An 18,117-nucleotide genomic window follows, 5' to 3' on the forward strand; every position below is an offset into this window, starting at 1 on the left:
TACCGTTCAACATGCAAAGACCTGGTGTTCTTAGAACACCAGGTCTTTGCTATGCACACGCTTTTAGAACGTACGGTGTGGTGTAGGCGCGCCTCGTACACCACACCGTACATAAAAACGCTTTATGAGTTGCCCTGGTTATCGGTCACCGCTGGCGGAGCAAGCACTTTGAGGCCGCCGGGAATGCAAACCACCTCTACGGGGGTCGTTCCAATCATTTCTCCGTCTAGCACTACTTTTTGGGGTGGCTCCGTTATCACAGTCAGACGATCGGTTTGCATATGAACGACGTTCTGCTGCTCTACTCCCGTCCCTACGATCGCCGCACCAAACATGCGGAGCATGGTGGACACACCCTGTAGGCGGGTTTCCGCAGAGGCAATAGTAATATCCAGCTTGCCGTCATCATGAGCTACATGGCCACCGCCCTGAGCCAGCACCGACGTTGCCGGGGCGGCATTGGCAATGGTGATACTGCCCGCTTCAAAGGTGTAAACCTCGCCTCCCGCTTCGATGCGGGTTTCAAAGGACTGTTGTTTATCGATCGTTTGCCAACCTGCCACCAGGTAAGCCAATGCCCCCCACTGATCCTTCAAGGAAGTGTTAGCTAGCTCGACGGTTTCGGCCTCAAACCCAATACCGGCCAGCAAAATCATGGGTACACCATTACACCGAGCCACATCCACCGTACGCACGTGGCCGTTGAGGATGGTCTGGCAAGCATTGCGAATGGGGGCAAGACGAGGCATTCCCAGGGCAGCAGCAAAGGCGTTGGCCGTGCCTCGCGGAATAATGCCCAGGGGGATATCCGTGTTGATCAACGCTCCGGCTACCGCAGATACGGTGCCATCACCCCCCGAGGCAATGACCAGACTGGAATCGTTGGCGATCGCCTCCTTCGTAACTTCCACAATATCCATCCCATCCTGCATCTCATGCACCCGCAAATGGAAGTGGGGATCCAAAAACTGCCGGATAATACTCAATTCCTGATCAGCATTGCCCTGACCCGACATGGGGTTGAAGATCAAGTCTGCAATAGACTTTTTGCCCAACATTGAGACGAGAATCTCGGCAGTCGCAAGATTGGTCGCCAGGGGTACGTCATTTACATTGCAGACTCGTAGCAAGGCCTGGATATCGGGTTCGTGGGGCTGGGCATAGAGGGGATCCATCAAAAACACCACAAGTACCACATGACCCGAAACCACCTCAGCGGCGATCTGCGTGTCACCTCCCAGCGGCCCCGAGGCCATACGCTCCACTGTTAGTCCAGTCGCTTGCTCAATTCGTTGGCCTGTGTTGCCTGTGGCAATCAGGCGATAGCGACTGAGAATGGGCTTGTGCTGCTGAGCGAAACTAACAATCTCGTCTTTTTTCGCATCGTGAGCAATGAGGGCAAGGGTAGCAACCATAGGAGCAAGGAGGGTATGGAGAAGGGATGGGAAAGGTAGCTAACAACCCAAACTATAAAAGGAGTAAGCCAGTGTTTGAAACTTCAAACAGGTTGATTTCCGGGCTAACTCATGTTTGGTGGGGCGCTTTGCATCTCACCAAACATGAGTTAGCCTTAGCCGCCGAGTACTCGTACTAAGCAGCGGCAATTAACCATTAATCCATTAAACCTCCTGCATGAATCAGTTTTGAGGGGGTGAATCGCTGCACGGCTTCGCCGTGCAGCGATTCATTCAGGAGGTCTATTAAACCTGAGGAGGTGGGGGTGGGGGTTCGGGAGGGGTTATCGGTCCTTCTGCTTTAGAAGACCCCAAAGGTTCCGTTGGTTCTGGGTTTGCCGGGCCAGTGATCACAGTCTCTGTCACGGCGGGCCGTCCAATAACACGGCTCAAACCAGGGGATAACGTCCATCGATCCAATACATCTATGATCAAAATTTCTCGAATGAAGATCCGCACCACAATTAGCAGCGGGATAGCCAAAAATAAACCGAGAAATCCAAAAAATGAGGCAAAAACCAATTGGGCCAGCAGGGTAATAGCCGGCAGCAGTGAAACCTGTTGCCCCATGACCACGGGCACCAACACAAACTGCTCCAGCTGTTGAATCACCAGATAGGCCAACACCACCGCCAGTCCTTTCCAGGGAGCGTCGAGCAGGGCGATCGCCGTCGGTGCCACCGTACTCAGAACTGGCCCCAGGTTCGGGATCGCTTCCAGCAGCCCCGCCAGCAAAGCATTAGCCAGCACCAGCCGCACCCCCAGTACCGATAGCACAATCCCACTGGTAGTGCCGATCACCACCATGTTGATCAGAATACCGATGATCCATCCCACCAGATCTTCTTCGCAGTAGGTCAGAATCTCGTCAAAACGCCGCCGATAAAACGCTGGGAATAACCGTACAAATCCCTGCCGATAAGCGGTGGGATTCAGGGTAAGCATGAGCGTCAACACCAGCACCAGCAGGGTACTGAGGGTGACATTGAAGAAGCCAGAAAACAGGCGAAAGAAGTTATTCGCGAGGTCCGACGCTAGAGGCGTGAGTTGGCCCAACCAGGTATCGAAACTGGGTAACAGGTTCACCGCTTCGCCGGGGAGCTGGGCGAGTAACCGAGTCAGCCAGACCTCTAGCTGCCCTAAGCCGCGGGGCACCAACTGAGTGAGTTCCTGTAACTGATTGAGAAACGGCGGCACAATCAGCACCGTAAACAGAACCAGCAACCCCAGCGTGCCGCCAATTGACAGAAAGATAGCGAGTCCCCGTCCAATGCCCCAGTGATGGAGGCGACGGGCCAGGCGATTGAGAGCTGTGGCAAATACGACAGCCACCAGCACCAACAGGAGCAACTGTCGAATCTGCCAGAGGATATAGAGCGAGACCACCAGGGCCACCAGCCCCAACCATGCACCAAAGGTCATCATCTGTGTACGGTACTTATTACGTTGGAAAATCTCAGTACTCTCCAAAAGTGCCCCAGGGACAAACTCTCAGAAAACACCCCATGCCCGTGGGAAATCATCCCGCCAGCAAGCTGCATTCAGGATAGTGCCTTTTGCTTGCGATCGCCTGTCTCTTAGTTAGGACTTACATATTTCTTGTTGAGCGGAGGGATTCCATCACACTTAACAAGAACGCTTTAGATGGGGCAGAAGCACCTAGATACGTCCCAAATAATGCCCATGATGAAATCCTTGTAGCTATGACCTGCACGCCATCTTTCAGAGGAAGGTTCCAGAAGAAGCAAAATCCCGAAGAAGGAGAATGCTCCCCTTCTTCAGGATTTTATTTAACCGCAAGTCCCTTATGGCAATACTCTGGACAGTTTTTCTGAAACCCTTGATTTTGCGTGCGCTAAGCGCACGCAAAATCAAGGGTTTCAGAAAAACTATCCGAACTAATGTTATGGGATGTGGTTAGGAAAGCGAATCAACTTTCCAAAAGTTAGCAAAGGATTCTACATAAGCTTCCTGGATCGGGGTTTCGATGGTACCTGGACGCACCCGCCGTACCTGCAAGAATGCCTCTTTGTAGTTATGGCCCAGAGCCACCAGGCAGGATGCTGCGACCAGACCACTCCGCCCTAGCCCAGCTTTGCAGTGAATCACTACGGTTTCTCCCTGACCAGCCAGTGTCAAGATATCGTGCACCAGCCCTGCAAACTCGGGCAGAGAAGGCGGCGTGCTGAAATCAGGGATGGGGAACCAGCGCGATCGCATCCCATACCGCTCCACCTCATGCAACAAGCCGGCGATTTGCAACTGTGGCATCTCATGGGCTTCCAGCAGGGTCACCAGCACATTCACTCCATAAACCTGTTGCAGGCGTGCAAGATCCTGGTCCAGGTCTCGTATCCAGCGGTAAGCCATGCCATGGTTACATTTGCCGGGGGCCAGGGTCATACCGATCTGCCCTGACAGCCCTGTGGCCTCTGGCGTCAGAAAGTCGACGTGAATAGGATGAGTCTCTGACGTGCGTAAGGGACGGGAATAAGCGTGAAAAGATGGGGAGGGATTGACCATAGATTAAGGCCAAGGAAGCAGGCCAGGGCAAAGAGGATGAAGCGTAAATTGATAACCGGAGCGAGGTGATTCCTCGCGCTCCTGCGACCCAATTAAAGCGAGTGTAACCGATCCTAATCGGTTAAATCGGATACTCCATCCACTTTGGGAGGTGAGCGATCGCCCCCTATTGAGGTACACCGACCTTCGTCAAAATCGCTCTCTCAGACATTCGCCGTAAGCCGAAAAGAGCATTTGGGTTGTTTCAAATGTAGGAGGGTATGGTGGAAGGGGCACGAAGTGCCCCTTCCACCATACCCTCGTCACACATCTAGAACGCTACCGATGCTTATGACGCAGCTGTCTGAATTTCGTCCAGCTTCGTCCGAACTGACTGCACATCTTGCCACATCAGCCATTTAGGGCTTCCCTTCTCACGAGAGGGGTTGCGCAGCAAATAGGCCGGGTGGAAGATAGGCATGTAGAAGCGGCCCTCGCGCTCATACCATTGGCCCCGCACCTTGGTAATGCCCTCGCGGATGCCGAGGAGGGTACGCATGGCAACCGCCCCCGTCAGCAAAATGATTTTGGGGTCGACCATGCGAATCTGTTCCCGCAGATAACCGTTGCAGGCTTCTGCTTCCTGGATGGAGGGGTTGCGGTTATCCGGAGGGCGGCACTTCACGACATTACAGATGAAGACGTCGTTTTCCGTAAGCCGCACAGATTCCAAAATCTTGTCGAGCAACTGCCCCGACTTGCCCACAAAGGGGATACCCGACTCATCTTCAAACTGCCCTGGGCCTTCTCCCACAAGCATAATGGGAGCCGTTACGCTGCCCCGCCCAATCACCGCGTGGGTGCGTCCGGCAGCCAACTCGCAGCGCTGGCAGACGTTACAGTGTACCGACATCTGCTCCATAGAGTCATAGGTGCCGGGGGGGATGGGCACCTTGGCGCTGGTCGGGATGGTATCGGGATCAAAGCTGGCCGGAGTAGAGGATTCCGACAGGTTAAAAAGCCCTATTTGTTCGTCGCTTGCCATGCACCGAGTTAAACAAATAAATTTATAACGCTTTATGAAGCGTCTTCTCATTGTAGAGGGAATGTTGCCTTGAGCGTAGTGTCGGATGAATCAGGCTAGATTCATCCCAGTGGCAGATCTTTCGCGATCGCCCACCCACAGGAACATACACATGGGGTAATTCCTTAGAACAGCCCTGCGATACAGAACTTCCTGCATGAATTGGGACTTGAAGCTGCCCTGCCAGTCGCGCCCTTTAGAACGACTGATGCAGGAGGTCTGCACTCGTTGCTAAATGGCGCAGTTCGGTGACAATCCTGCCTTGCAAAGACATTTGAGCCTCTATATCAACGTTTTATTAAGAAACTGAACAGTATTTTTAAGCGCGCCCATCAATTAGATACTCTTTATAGTCAGCTTTTGATCTGCAAAATTGAAAGCATGAGTACGGCGCAAGATCGGCTATCTCTGCCCTTTTCCAGGTTTCAAATCTACCCAAAGAGCGTTGAATAGAAGTGGTATTTCACACACTGCCATGCTAATTTCCACCCGTACCTATTTGCCATTTCCCAGAGCCGTTGTGTTCTCCACCTATCGCGATCGCCTGAGGGAGCTGGTGCCTTATATGCCCAACATCCGCCAGGTTATTGAGCAATCGCGGCAGGTAACGGGCGATCGCATTGAGCTGGTCAACCTATGGCATGGCGGTGGCGACATTCCAGCCGCAGCTCGGGCTGTGCTGAATGAGTCCATGTTGTCCTGGACAGAGCACGGTCTTTGGGATGGACGTCAGTTCACCAACGCCTGGAGAATTCAGACCCATGCTTACACCGAAGCGGTCTTTTGCTCTGGCATCAGCCGCTTTCTTGAAGATGGTTCGGGCACGGTAGTCGAAAGCCAGGGAGAACTGCGCATCGACTCCCGCCAAATTCGGGAAGTGCCATCCTTCATTGCAGGCATGGTGGGTGGCATCGTTGAAGATTTTCTGGGCAAAAAGATTGAGCCCAATCTTAAACAGATGGGCGATGGTGCCTGTCGCTACTTAGAAATCCACAATACGCTGACTAACGCCGAGTGATCCAGTAATAAAACGTACTGGGTTGTAATTCCCAGCGATCGCCCGAGCCCACCACATTGGTCGGCACCCCGTTGGCATCTAGTGCCGTAACTAATAACTGACCGGCATCTAGTCGGCGCAGCGCGACCTGCCCCTGAATCTCCTGGACCACAAGCGGTGCAGACCCGACCGATTGAAGCGTCTTCTTACCCTCGATTGCCTCTGTACGCCAGCCAAAATTCTCGTCGGCAGACATCACCTGCAACAACATATTTTGAGAGCGGTTCAGGGGCTGGTCATCCAGTGCAACGAGTAAAACCGAGCCATAGTCCACAGACGTATCCACAGCGAGCGGGCCGAGCCGCAAGGCACCTGCATGGTGCAAAAAGCCGGTTGCCCCTTTCACCTGAGGTGCATCGATGGTCACCAGGCCATCATCATAATCCCAGGTCAGTTCACCGCTACTGCTGTGGATGCGCTGGCGCTCGCGATCGTGATACGGGTTCAGATTCACAACTCCCGTCTGGTTGTATTCCGCATCCAGGTTTAAATTCACCTGACCCACAAAAAACGCCAACGGATCAATGCTTTCCGGGGGGGTAGCAGCGGGTGACTGCCCTTCCGGAACATCTGCGGCTCGGAGTTCATCCAGGCTTTGGGGCGCAGCAATGGGGGCCCCTCGTAAGGCCCGCAAATCCGTTAGCCTGCGCTCCAAATTCACCACTGCATCCCCTGGCTGAATCATTCCCTTGCGATACATCAGCGCCGTCGCCGGGAACTGGCCCATAACGACAGGCGATGCAATGCTGAATTTTCCTAAAGACGAATCCCACTCCAACCGATTGGTGGAGAAGAAGAAGAACCCATCCGTATCCTGCAGGGCACCATAGGCAGCGGCCATAACGGGAAAGTCAGCCCGAAAACGATTGGGCATCGACCAGTTCACTTCGCTGATGGTGGAGGGCTTGTGGTTGTAGTGCAAATCCATGATGGGCAGGTTTAAGTCACGGGGCGTCTCCCACTGGGGCCGCTTCAGCAATAGTGCCGAGCGATCCTGGTAGCGATCGCCCGTTGACAAGGCATAGCTGGCCCGTTCTCCTTCATGTAGCCCCGTAAAGTAACCGTGGCGATCCATCACATCTCCAACGGTGTTGGTGAATTTATCCAGCGGTCCCAGGCGGCGAGCATCCGCCGTAATCCAGTTTGAAGCAGTAACCAGACCCCGATACCCCAGCTCCTCTTTGAGATAGCGGGTCGTGCCATCAAAAAATCGCTGCTGCACATCCGTCAGAAAAGCTGCTGTGTCCTGATGACGCTGACTTTCGGGACGGGAGGCGACCTCCCCTGCCGACATCACAGCCACTCGATCCGAAGCCACTCGGGCTGATGTTGCCGCACCGCCCCAGGCCGTCAACGCCGCATCTAGAGAACCGTAGCGATCGCGCAGCCATGTTGCAAATTGCCGCTCTAATTCTTCCCGAGGACGTGGTTGCAGACGATTGGGGTCAAACGTCCAGAACATCAGGGAATCTTCGTTGATCAGCTCCAGTGAAGCTACGGCGGGGTCCCTTGCCAGAGACAATCCGGTTTGAGGGTTAGGTGTTGTGAGCAGATCGTGCCAGAGGGTACGGTACTGAGCTTGTAACGTGGGTTCAAAGAAGAGCAGCGCAAACGGTGGTTGTCCACCGCTTTCCGGGAACTTGAACCAGAGGGGAAAATAAATCGACAGGGAGGTGTAAATTCCCTCCTGCTTCAGAGCCTCCACCAGGGTGAAGAGGCGATCGCGCTTCTCCGATTCCAGCACCAAGCGATCCGACGGATTTAACGGTCCGTGGAACCGCACAATGTTGACCCCCCGCTTTGCCAAAAACCGTGCCATATGCGCCAGAGAATCGGCATCCAGGGCCAACACATCCGGCCCCACGTTTACCCCCCAAAACCGCACAGGCTCCCTGGTTCTTTCATGAATCAGCGATTCTCCCTGGGCCTGAATCCAGCCCTCTGCTCCGGCGAATGGTTCGTTGAGCGATCGCAAATCAATTGGGCTGGCTGCAAACGTATCTGGCTCGGGATCGAACACCGCCCAGCTAGGAATGTCGGCAATGTATCGCTGATCGGGTTTCAGCTTGCCCCGCGCCGAAATGGGACTCTGGCTCAGCACAAAACAGTCAAAGGCAGCAGGGCCACGGTTCTCTGTGAGCTCTACCCGCAAAGTATGCGTTCCAGCGGTCAGAGGGACAGCTCCCAGAGGAACCCAGTTTGCGACCACATAGGGTCGGATGGGAGACTCATCCATGAGAAAGCCACGGCCAACCGTAGTCCAGGGCTGATCATCCCAGCGCCATCGGAAGGGACCATGTTGCCAAAATTTGCGCGTGTAGAAGTAGTAATTCCCCACCTCCGGAACGGTGATGTCATAGGAGAGGAAGAGGGGCTGGGGGCGATCGCCATCGGTTCCAATCCACTTACCGTCGGATAACACCAGGGCTTCTTCCAGGCCATTCGGTGCAAAGGGATTTCGAGATGGGAAGTTGGTATCGGTTGGGGTTTCTGCTTCCCACCAGATATAGGGGGCCGAATCGGGCAACGTTTCTACATCCAGAATGGCAGCGGGCTGCGCGGCTACCTGCTCTAAATCTACGGGAATGTTTTGAGGCAGACTTCGGCTCATCAATGCCAGCCCCAGGGCAAGGCTAAACAGGATCAGCAGGTAAAAACGTCGCAGCATCAGCAAACAGCTTAGAATCAGGACTTCAATATGGTCATCTGCACAACTGTCAGGTTGCGAGGAGCTCTGAGTTAAGCCCGGTTTAGCCGCTCTGGAAGGCCCGGTGATTTGCTTATGCAGCCTCAATCGGAGCCTGTTAGCATCAAACTCACCCCTCACTTTAGAGTTCCCAGATGGAAAGATTCCTCTGCATAAAGGAACTGACCAAACCTTTGGTAACGACCTGATGAACTTTGTCCTCCGCATATTCTGCGCTAAGGAGGTTTCTGCATAAGAATCTACCCAGGATGTTGGTGCTTTGCCCGCTTCGCGGGCAAAGCACCAACATCCTGGGGGTAATTTCATTGTTGGAAATCTCCTAAAACCAAAATTTTTCGCTGGGGCTTAGCTTCAGTCACGAAAAAATCTGGGTTCAGAAGTTTTGTCCCGTACCGGGATCGCTGACACCTTTTAGGCGAACGCGATACACTCGAAATTGCTGCTCGCATTGGAAGCTATGCCCACCAACATCGATAATCTGGCGACTCAGGTTCAAGAAGCGGCCCATCGCCTTGGTATTCAGAAATACGACATCTATGGTGCGTCTGTGGATGAAACCAGCGTTCAGGTGGATCACGGCGAACCTAAGCAGGTAAAAGCCTCTAACCGCTCCAGCGTGACGGTGCGGGTGTGGAATGGCGATGGCACTGTCGGTGTCACCTCCACCAGCGAAATTGACCCCACTGGGTTGGAACTGGCCCTAAAGACGGCCTACGAAGCCAGCGAATTTGGCATTAAAGAAAACTCACCCGACTTCAGCCCTGAAGCAACGGCTCCCATCAATGTCACTGGAGAAGACACAGCCCCTCAATCCGCTGTGGCCGAGCTGATCGAAAAGCTCATCGTTGCTGAAAAAGACTTGATGGCGACCCATCCCGCTATCACCTCCGTTCCCTACAATGGTCTTTCCCAACGGGATGTCGATCGCTTCTACCTCAATAGTGATGGGGCGCGCCGCCACGATATTCGCTCGGCCGCTTCCATCTACCTCTACAGCAAAACCGAGCAGGATGGCAAAAAGCCTCGCAGCGCCGGAGCTTTCCGCGTTGCCCGTAATGTCGAAGGGTTAGACATTCCTTCCTGTGTGGAAGAGGCCGCTGAGAAAACTATCAGCCACCTCACCTACGAGAAGATTAAGACAGGGAAATACCCCGTGGTCTTCTCCCCTGATGCGATTCTGAGCCTGATGGGGGCATTCTCCAATCTTTTCAATGCTCAGAATATTTTGGATAAGCAGAGCCTTTCGACATCGGAGTCGTTGGGGACGGCGATCGCCTCCCCCCTGATCTCCCTTTACGACGACTCTCTACATCCTGAGAACATCGGCGGCGAAACCTTCGACGGCGAGGGCACTCCCACCCGACGCTTGGCTCTGATTGAGAAGGGCGTGCTGGCCAACTTCATGCACAGCGCAGGCACCGCCAAGCGGATGAACGCCCAGCCCACAGGTCATGCCAATATGGGTTCTAAAGTCACTGTAGGTCGCCACTTCTATCACATCTTCCAGGGCGAACCCGCCAGCAAGGAATACAAACTGGAGGATGCGGACGGAGTCATCTACATTGATGACCTGCAAGCCCTCCATGCGGGAGTACAATCCTTGCAGGGCTCCTTCTCATTGCCCTTCGATGGTTGGCTGATCGAGAATGGCAAACGCACGAGTATCGAATCTGCTACCGTTGCAGGAGACTTCCGCCAAGTCCTTAACTCCATCCTCTACGTCGAAAAAGATCTGGAGTTGGTGGGCGGCGGCATCGCTCCTCGCGTCTGGGTAGAAGAGCTCTCTATTACAGGCGAGTAGTGAACAAAAACGCCAAGGATTGGTAAGCCGCAGGTTTTAAAGACCTGCGGCTCCTTCAATTCAACCTAAAGGCTGAAGCGCTCATTTTTGTACACACAAAATTGGGCGTTTTTGCGTGCCACGTGTTGCGCCGCACTCAAAAACGCCCTTATCCCGACTGAAGGTTAACTAGATTGAGCATTCGTTGCCCGAGTTGCGTTTTCTTCGGGCACAATGGCGTGGCCTAATCTCTTTGCATATACCTGAGTTAAATTGGCTCCAAATAAGAAAATGTGGGCTGAGTAATAGATCCAGGTCACTAAAACAATGAACGTACTGGCAAAACCGTAGGCAGAACCAAAGTTAGTTTGGCGCAGAAAGAGCCCAAATAAGTACTGCCCAAACATGAAAAGAACAGCTGTAATGGCAGATCCAACTAACGCATCTTTCCAATCAACTGTCGCATCAGGAAGAATGCTATAAATGCTTGTCATTAATAGAATGATGATTGTTAACGTAATTAAAAAGCTAAGGGGTTGCCATAAGCTCTCTAACATAGGAGAGACACCCGTTAACATATCTATGAAATATGCCAGAACAATATTCGCGGATACAGATAAGAAGACCAAAATTGAGATAAGTAGAACCATCAAGAATGACAACAGACGCTTCTGAAAAAATACTTGTACTTGTCGTCCTTGCTCTAGCTCAACCTCCCAAATTCGATTCAGGGCATTTTGAATTTGCACAAAAAAGCCCGATGCACCAAATAGTAGAAAACCAACACCGATCATCCAACGGATACTATTACTACTTCCACTTGTCTCCTCGCGCAGATTGTAAACAAGCGCTTCCACAAAACGTGCCCCATCCTCCCCAATCACACTGCGGATAGGCCCCACAATTTCCCCTTCCGCAACGGCCTCTCCAAAGAAGGCCCCCACAATCATGACGGAGATAATAATCAACGGAGCCAGGGAAAAGATCGCATAATACGCCAGTGATGCAGCGAGCACCGAAATTTGTTTAGCGTGCCATTCTCGGATAGTGGCCTTTAACAACCTCCATCCCTCTTCAAGAAATCCCATGCTCCTATCCGTTGTAGCTACGGAGTGATTTCCGCCGCTGAGTACTAGCTTCTAGCATGAACGGTATTCTTAACTTGTTCTTCCCCCCGGAGACACAAGGCGTAATCCGAGAAAAAATCAGTGACCTTGCTCACAGCCACCTATTGAGAAAGAACACTCAAATTACTCTGGAATGCTGCGACTCTGGCTGGAAGTTATGGGTATCAACACCCCCAGAAATCGCCAGAGCCAGTCTTATGAGACTTTCCTACCGTGGCATCGCCTACTCTCCAGAATTGACTTTCGACGTGCCTATCGGTGAAGGGCTCGGCCAGTACCGGGGCGTATCCACTCAATTTCGGGCCACCAACATGCCCTTGCCCGACAATGCTCCTCAACTACGGTACTGGGGCACGACTTACTGCAGATTGCATTAAGCATTGAGCCACAAATGGGTTGAACGAGAACGCACCCGATATCCGACTGAAGTGCGTTTGGTACTGTCCCAACAAGAATGATCTTTCCTCCTCTCCTCAGACAAGATGACCGACAACGCAGAGCCGCTGCATGAACGATGCAGCGGTTTTTCTTTACCCACACCTTGCTATTTCACACAAAACTTACGTCATTCCAGCTCCTGCACAAAAATCGCCCCTTCAACGCTAAAGATTTCGTACAAAATAAACCCCGATTTTTTTGGAAAGCTTGGTGTAGTCGAGCTTTCCAAAAAAATCGGGGTTTATTGTTTCGCTACTAATTTAAAGACCAAACTAGTAGGCTGCGGCCTAAGTTCGCAACCTATGTTTTGTGTGGGGTGCTTCGCACCCCACACAAAACATAGGTGATGGATTTCTGCCTCAGCGTACTAGGCAGATGTTTGTAAGGAAATGGCTCTACGAGCTATTTCCTTACAAACATCTGCACTGGGTTCTGTTCAAATTGGTAGCGATCCTAAGACAAGTCGAGTTGCAGTTGAGCGATCGCCCCATACTCCCGTCTAAATAACTCCAATAAACGCACAAAATGTGGCAACACCCGCCGATACTGAGCCACATGCTCGGGATTAGGCTGATGGTGACCAACCGCCTCAAAATAGCTCATCGTTTCCTCCAAAGAGGGTAGATAGCCTAGAGCGTACAACCCCAGGAATGCAGCGCCCATACCCGAGCTTTCATAACTATCTGGAATGACCACTTCGTGATTGAAAATATCCGCCAGCATTTGCCGCCAGAAGGGCGATCGCACAAATCCACCGGAGGCCCGCAGGCTCTGTGTCAGGCCCACCGCATCCTGTAACGACTGCATCACAACATACAGGTTGTAGAGTATGCCTTCCATTACCGCTCGAATCATATGGGCGCGGCTGTGGTGCATATTCAGCCCAAAGAAGCTGCCACGGGCATCGGCATCCCAAAGGGGCGATCGCTCCCCCGCTAAGTAGGGATGAAAAATTAGCCCATTTGAGCCGGGAGGAACCTGGGCTGCCAGGGCCGTAATCAATTCATAGGGATCTTGTTGATTTTGAATAGCCAGCGCCACTTCTGCCGCCGAAAAGTTATCCCGTACCCATCGCAAGATAATACCGCCGTTGTTGACCGCACCGCCGATGACCCAGTGCTTCTCCGTCAGAGCGTAGCAAAACAGCCGCTCTAAGGGATCTGTGACGGGCCGATCCACAACCCCTCGTAATGCACCGCTCGTGCCAATGGTAATTGCAACGATGCCAGGGGCGATCGCCCCCACCCCCAGGTTTGCCAGCACCCCATCGCTCGCCCCCACAACGACAGGCATCTCGGCTGGAATTCCCATGGCGGCAGCATAGTCCGTTTTCATTCCCTTAAGCACATGGGTAGTCGGGACCAGTTGAGAAAGGCGATCGGGCTTAATATTGGCAAGGGACAGCGCTTCCTCATCCCAATCCAACGCTTTCATATTGAACAGCCCGGTCGCGTTGGCAATCGAGTGATCCACCACATACTCACCAAACCAGTGGTACAGCACATATTCCTTAATGGAAATGAACTTGGTTGCCCGCTGAAAAATCTCGGGTTGTTCTTGCTGCAACCACAGCAACTTTAACAACGGCGACATTGGGTGAATGGGGGTGCCTGTACGGTGATAAATCTCTTTACCGTTGTGCTCAAGACGTACTTTGTCGACCCAGCCTGCGCTGCGGCGATCGGCCCAGGTAATGCTACGCGTCAGGGGTAATCCCTGAGCGTCCACCGCGATCAAACTATGCATTGCCGCGCTGAAGCACATACCCACCCACAAGTCAGGGGGGATAGGGTTTGCCTGAGCGACGGCCTGCACACATCCCACCACCGCTGCCAGAATTGCCTCGGGTTCTTGCTCCTGAATGCCAGGTTCTGGAGATAGCAAAGGATAGCCGATCGCATGGTGAGCGACGATTGTGCCTCGTGCTGTAAACAGCAACGCTTTCGTGCTGGTGGTACCAATGTCGATACCAAGAATGAGGGGTTGGATGTTCATAGCAAGACAGAAGAAGGAGGAAAGGCGAGGGAAACCGGGGGAAAGAGAGACTTTGGGACAGAAGGAAAGAAGCAATGTCGACAATTTAACGGAGAACTAACCTTCTGCCTTCTGCCCCCCGCCTTAAAGCAAGAGGCTAATCAGCAAAATCACCAAAAACCTAAAACTCTCGGAAGATTACAAGTTGAATGAAAGCGGGAATTTTAGGTAACGTCAGCTCGGGATAAGCCAAACCGCCCATTATTGCGTGCGCGACGCGCACGCAATAATGGGCTTTTTCGAGTGCCGCGCGAAGCGCGGCACTCGAAAAAGCCCTTAACCCGAACTGAGGTTAGGTAGGAAGTGTGGCCTAGCCGCACTTCCCACTCAAGATTCCCGCTTTCATGCTGGACGAGATTCTTATAGAGCCTCATAAAAACAGAGAAGCCCTGGTTAACTTTTTAAGTGGTAACCAGAATGTTTTGACTGGCGTTTCCATTCCCAAAAGCTAGTATTAAGGCCGTTTTGGGTTGATCCGTTTCTTGATAGGACGACAGCAGCGATCGCCCCACACCAGAATGCACTAACTCGGCATCCAACACAGGCTGCCAGTTCTTTGGAGCAGGCGTCTGAGAAGGAAGATGGGGGTTTAGATTTAGAAAATTCTCAGGTAGAATTGGCAGTCTCGATGGAGCTGCTTCAGACTGCGCAGGATTCAATAGCGCATCCGTAACCCCTGGATTTGACGGCTGAGCAGAATTGTGAGCAGGAGCCGCGCTATCTCCCAAAAGCGGATCGGTCTGTCCAGAGCCTTGAGATGATACTGGCACAGTTTCCTGCTGCGGTGCCTGGGAACCCGATGACGGCCCGGAGGGCGGCGATTCTGTCGCCATTGTCGGCTGATCCCCTGGAGGAAGCGATTCTATCGGAGCCCCCGAGGTTGGGGGAGAAGACGCAGAGCCTGAGCCTACACCCATCAGACCGACACCAGGAGACGGAGGGTGAGGCTGGCCCGAGGAGGGCGCACCATTACCCGGTCCAGCTACTGGTAAACTTCCGCCTGGATTCTGTGCGCCTTCCCGAGCGGGGAATCCCTCTACCCTCTGCGGTTCAACGGGTGCAGCCGGGCGCACCTGCGGAGTAGAGCTTGCCCGAGCGACGACTGTAACTGGAGCAGCGGCAGGTTCTACGACTGGAATTGAGGCATTGGACTTAACCGGTGGGGATGGCAGTTCTACAACGGTCGGGGCAGGTGGATCAGGAAGGCGATCGCCCCCCCTGTTTCCCATAACGATTTCCCGCCAGGTAAACTGTGGAACCTCAGCCAAAGGACCAGAGCGAGCAATTAATAGGGGATCCGCCGACAGGGTTGTGGAATCGGAGGGTAGGTTAACCTCCGATGAGGGGAGCTCGTTGCTCTCCCCTTGGGTGGCCCGGGGAGGTGCATCCTTTAACGAGCGGACATCCGGGCCAGAAGTTGTTGCATCGGATTGGGGATAAGAGGCGATCGCCCATCCCCCTGACAACAAGCCATTTGTAGGCCGGTCCCCTCCGGGCATCATCTCCGCAGCCAGCAACCATTGTTGGAATGCAGGCAATTCCTGCAAAACCAGCACCAGAGCCACAGGCCACAGCAGCATCGGGTCAAACCCTGAAGCTCGCCATCGACGGTACCATCCGCCCTGGGGTACTTCTGGGGTATCGGTTTGATAAAGCTGGTAAAGAACGTACCGTTCCAGAAAGCTGGCGACCGATAAGGTCGGCAGGTCTTCAGTCGGTTCAAGGGGATTATCGTCGTGAGGGTGGGCGATCGCCACATCCAGCGCCCCATCTCGGTCAGGGGAATAGACCTTGAGCACTCTCCGAAACTGGCTCGTGAGCTGGTGGGCCGGACCACAGCCCTGCTCCTGAGCCAGTCGGTGGTACAGTGCCGTCAAATCATCATCCGTTACATAGCCCTGCACCTCGCGAGATTGCAAAATCTCCCATAGCACGTCAAAGTCTGACGTGGCGTCCTGGTGCAGTGCCTCCCAAATCAAGCGTTCTCGCACTAAAACATGCTTCATAGACCGCTGCCTCTGGCCCCTTTGATGTCCTAGTGTGCCCGCTTCCTCTCCCGCTTAAGCATCTGATGTCACAGAGCATCGGGTGTCACAGGAGACGAGCTTAAAGCTGACAGACGCCCCTCCCGATACATCTGACGCAATTCTTCAAACGTTGGCTCAGAAGGTTCTGCTTCAACCTCCTCTGCAATCAAATCTTCGAGATTGCAATTGAGGGTACGGCACAGGCGAATGAGCCGTTCGATCCAATCCAAACCGCTACGACCCCGCTCCCAGTTAGCGATCGTCGTTTCAGTAACCCCAACTGCCAGAGCCAATTCTCGCTGGGTGAGGCCAGCCTGCTCGCGCAACGCGGCGATCTGCGAAATTGTCATCGTTTCATCCCAGAGATTGAGGGGAAAGGCAGACTGTGGGGTATCCGCCTTAAGGTCACTCCTCTATCATAGTCGCGCTTGACTAAATTTCTTTAGGTAAACCTTGCAGATCTATGAAGTTTTAGCCTAAATTGTTTTAGGGTGAAGTTTTTAGGGCATCCTGATTATTAGAGGCAGCGATTCCAATAGGCCGTGCTGTCCACGTCACTCATATGGAGAATTAGTTTATGGCCTTAGATTTAACCAACACGGACTCATCGCTATCTAGCGAGCTTTCCCCTTCCTCTGAAGAGACTGATGTTCAGTGGATTGACCCTATTGATTGGGTGGTAAATGATTGGGTTGCTTTCGAGCCAGTTGATTCAGGCGTTTTTGAAACATTTCAGACCTTCCAAACCTTAGGCGGCGAAGCAACAGACAATTCACCCGAGGAGGGAGCTACCACCCCTGATGCTGAGCTTATGGCCACGACCTCAATCATCATTACAGATCCGCTGATCTGCTTCCCTCCAGGCTTTCGTCCCGGATCGACGACCAGAGGCCCCAGACTCGATGACCCCATTCCTACAGATCCGTGGCCTATGCCTGAAATACCCGGTTCTGACCTCGATGTCATCTATGTAGATGACATGCCCACAGTTGTAGATAACTTAATCACAGGCACTTCCGGTAATGATCGGCTGACGGCTGGCTCAACCAGCAGTGGCATTTATGGTGGGCAGGGTAACGATACGATCCGGGGGAGCCAGCAGCGTGACTTACTCTGGGGTGACGAGGGAAATGACAAAATCCTAGGGCGTGGCGGGAGCGATCGCCTCTATGGGGGCGATGGCCGCGATCGCCTGAGGGGTGGTGCTGGGGATGACATCCTGCGGGGTGGCACCGGAAGAGATACGCTTCTTGGCGGGACTGGGGATGACACCCTGTTCGGTAACGAAGGCCGAGATAGGCTCAAGGGCGGAGCTGGAGCCGATGTATTTGTTCTGGAAGCAGGCACTGGGACAGATAAGATTGTAGATTTTGGGGCGGGCGATCGCTTGGGTCTGGTACAGATTGCCTTCTCCGAGCTCACCATCCGACAACAGGGCGACAACACCCGCATCAAACTTGGCGGAGAAACGTTGGCAATCCTTGTTGGAGTTGATGCCAACACTATCACTCCAGCCGATTTTGGCCATATTTCTTACGCTCTATAAGTGCGTATTTGAAACGTTAAGCGTGCGTGTTATACAGAGAGACTCATCCGTTCTCAAACGTTTCAAACAACTTCTTGAACAGGGTTGGAATATTTTGGTTCAAGGGATGCTTAAGTCCGTAAAGTATCTGTCTGTTTCATATGTTTCAACCTTTCAACTATAGAATGTTCGATTCGATGCAAAGTTAATAACTGTGCTTCGCGCCCACGGTCATTAATCTGAACATTCTCTCAGGCTGGGCCGCTCCAAAGTCCAAGATGCTGATGCCTTCCGCAGGTCTGGCGGGAACATCAGCTTTTTCTTTTGTTTAAGACTTATTTTTTTATGCAAGTTATACGTCTTGCCAATCTAATGAGATATG

The 18,117-nt window shown here is 53.0% G+C and carries 13 protein-coding genes; 4 read left to right on the forward strand and 9 right to left on the reverse strand.

Annotation, left to right across the window (positions count from 1 at the left end):
* Positions 1–122: 122 nt before the first annotated feature.
* The 4 genes from mgsA to NDI52_RS09995 form a co-directional block, all read right to left on the reverse strand.
* Positions 123–1,415 (reverse strand): methylglyoxal synthase, encoded by a 1,293-nt coding sequence (gene mgsA / locus NDI52_RS09980; RefSeq protein ID WP_190771828.1) that lies wholly within the window; start codon positions 1,413–1,415, stop codon positions 123–125.
* Between the two features lie 285 nt (positions 1,416–1,700).
* A complete protein-coding gene (locus NDI52_RS09985) occupies positions 1,701–2,879 on the reverse strand; it encodes an AI-2E family transporter (protein ID WP_242035717.1) in 1,179 nt (392 codons plus the stop codon).
* 492 nt (positions 2,880–3,371) lie between these two features.
* Positions 3,372–3,977, reverse strand: a complete 606-nt coding sequence (locus NDI52_RS09990; RefSeq protein WP_190771827.1) for a cyclin-dependent kinase inhibitor 3 family protein — start codon at positions 3,975–3,977, stop codon at positions 3,372–3,374.
* Between the two features lie 328 nt (positions 3,978–4,305).
* Complete coding sequence (locus NDI52_RS09995) at positions 4,306–5,001, reverse strand: uracil-DNA glycosylase (protein WP_190771826.1); 696 nt, start codon at positions 4,999–5,001, stop codon at positions 4,306–4,308.
* A 514-nt stretch (positions 5,002–5,515) separates the two neighbouring features.
* Here NDI52_RS09995 and NDI52_RS10000 point away from each other — a divergent pair.
* Positions 5,516–6,058, forward strand: a complete 543-nt coding sequence (locus NDI52_RS10000) for a hypothetical protein (protein WP_190771825.1) — start codon at positions 5,516–5,518, stop codon at positions 6,056–6,058.
* On the opposite strand, the gene NDI52_RS10005 is transcribed toward NDI52_RS10000, so the two are convergent.
* Positions 6,045–9,110 carry a hypothetical protein gene (locus NDI52_RS10005; RefSeq protein WP_190771824.1) on the reverse strand — a complete coding sequence of 1,022 codons (3,066 nt, stop codon included), beginning with the start codon at positions 9,108–9,110 and terminating at the stop codon, positions 6,045–6,047. The genes NDI52_RS10000 and NDI52_RS10005 overlap by 14 nt on opposite strands.
* A 151-nt stretch (positions 9,111–9,261) precedes the next feature.
* On the opposite strand from NDI52_RS10005, the gene NDI52_RS10010 reads away from it, so the two are divergent.
* Positions 9,262–10,605 carry a TldD/PmbA family protein gene (locus NDI52_RS10010; protein WP_190771823.1) on the forward strand — a complete coding sequence of 448 codons (1,344 nt, stop codon included), beginning with the start codon at positions 9,262–9,264 and terminating at the stop codon, positions 10,603–10,605.
* Positions 10,606–10,769: 164 nt separating this feature from the next.
* On the opposite strand, the gene NDI52_RS10015 is transcribed toward NDI52_RS10010, so the two are convergent.
* On the reverse strand, positions 10,770–11,672 hold the full coding sequence (locus tag NDI52_RS10015) for a YihY/virulence factor BrkB family protein (RefSeq protein WP_190771822.1): 903 nt from the start codon (positions 11,670–11,672) through the stop codon (positions 10,770–10,772).
* A 236-nt stretch (positions 11,673–11,908) separates the two neighbouring features.
* On the opposite strand from NDI52_RS10015, the gene NDI52_RS10020 reads away from it, so the two are divergent.
* Positions 11,909–12,088 (forward strand): DUF4278 domain-containing protein, encoded by a 180-nt coding sequence (locus NDI52_RS10020; protein WP_190771821.1) that lies wholly within the window; start codon positions 11,909–11,911, stop codon positions 12,086–12,088.
* Between the two features lie 514 nt (positions 12,089–12,602).
* On the opposite strand, the gene gntK is transcribed toward NDI52_RS10020, so the two are convergent.
* The 3 genes from gntK to NDI52_RS10035 all read right to left on the reverse strand — a co-directional run bounded on the left by gntK (position 12,603) and on the right by NDI52_RS10035 (position 16,560).
* Positions 12,603–14,144 (reverse strand): gluconokinase, encoded by a 1,542-nt coding sequence (gntK, locus tag NDI52_RS10025; RefSeq protein WP_190771820.1) that lies wholly within the window; start codon positions 14,142–14,144, stop codon positions 12,603–12,605.
* A 440-nt stretch (positions 14,145–14,584) separates the two neighbouring features.
* Entirely contained in the window at positions 14,585–16,189 is a 1,605-nt protein-coding gene (locus NDI52_RS10030) for a hypothetical protein (RefSeq protein ID WP_190771819.1), read from the reverse strand.
* A gap of 68 nt (positions 16,190–16,257) precedes the next feature.
* A complete protein-coding gene (locus tag NDI52_RS10035; protein WP_190771818.1) occupies positions 16,258–16,560 on the reverse strand; it encodes a helix-turn-helix transcriptional regulator in 303 nt (100 codons plus the stop codon).
* A gap of 227 nt (positions 16,561–16,787) precedes the next feature.
* Here NDI52_RS10035 and NDI52_RS10040 point away from each other — a divergent pair, with 227 nt between their 5' ends.
* Positions 16,788–17,756 carry a calcium-binding protein gene (locus tag NDI52_RS10040; protein WP_190771817.1) on the forward strand — a complete coding sequence of 323 codons (969 nt, stop codon included), beginning with the start codon at positions 16,788–16,790 and terminating at the stop codon, positions 17,754–17,756.
* Positions 17,757–18,117 lie beyond the last annotated feature (361 nt).

This window comes from Leptolyngbya sp. PL-A3 (assembly GCF_039962325.1).
Classification (GTDB): Bacteria; Cyanobacteriota; Cyanobacteriia; order Elainellales; family Elainellaceae; genus Vacuolonema.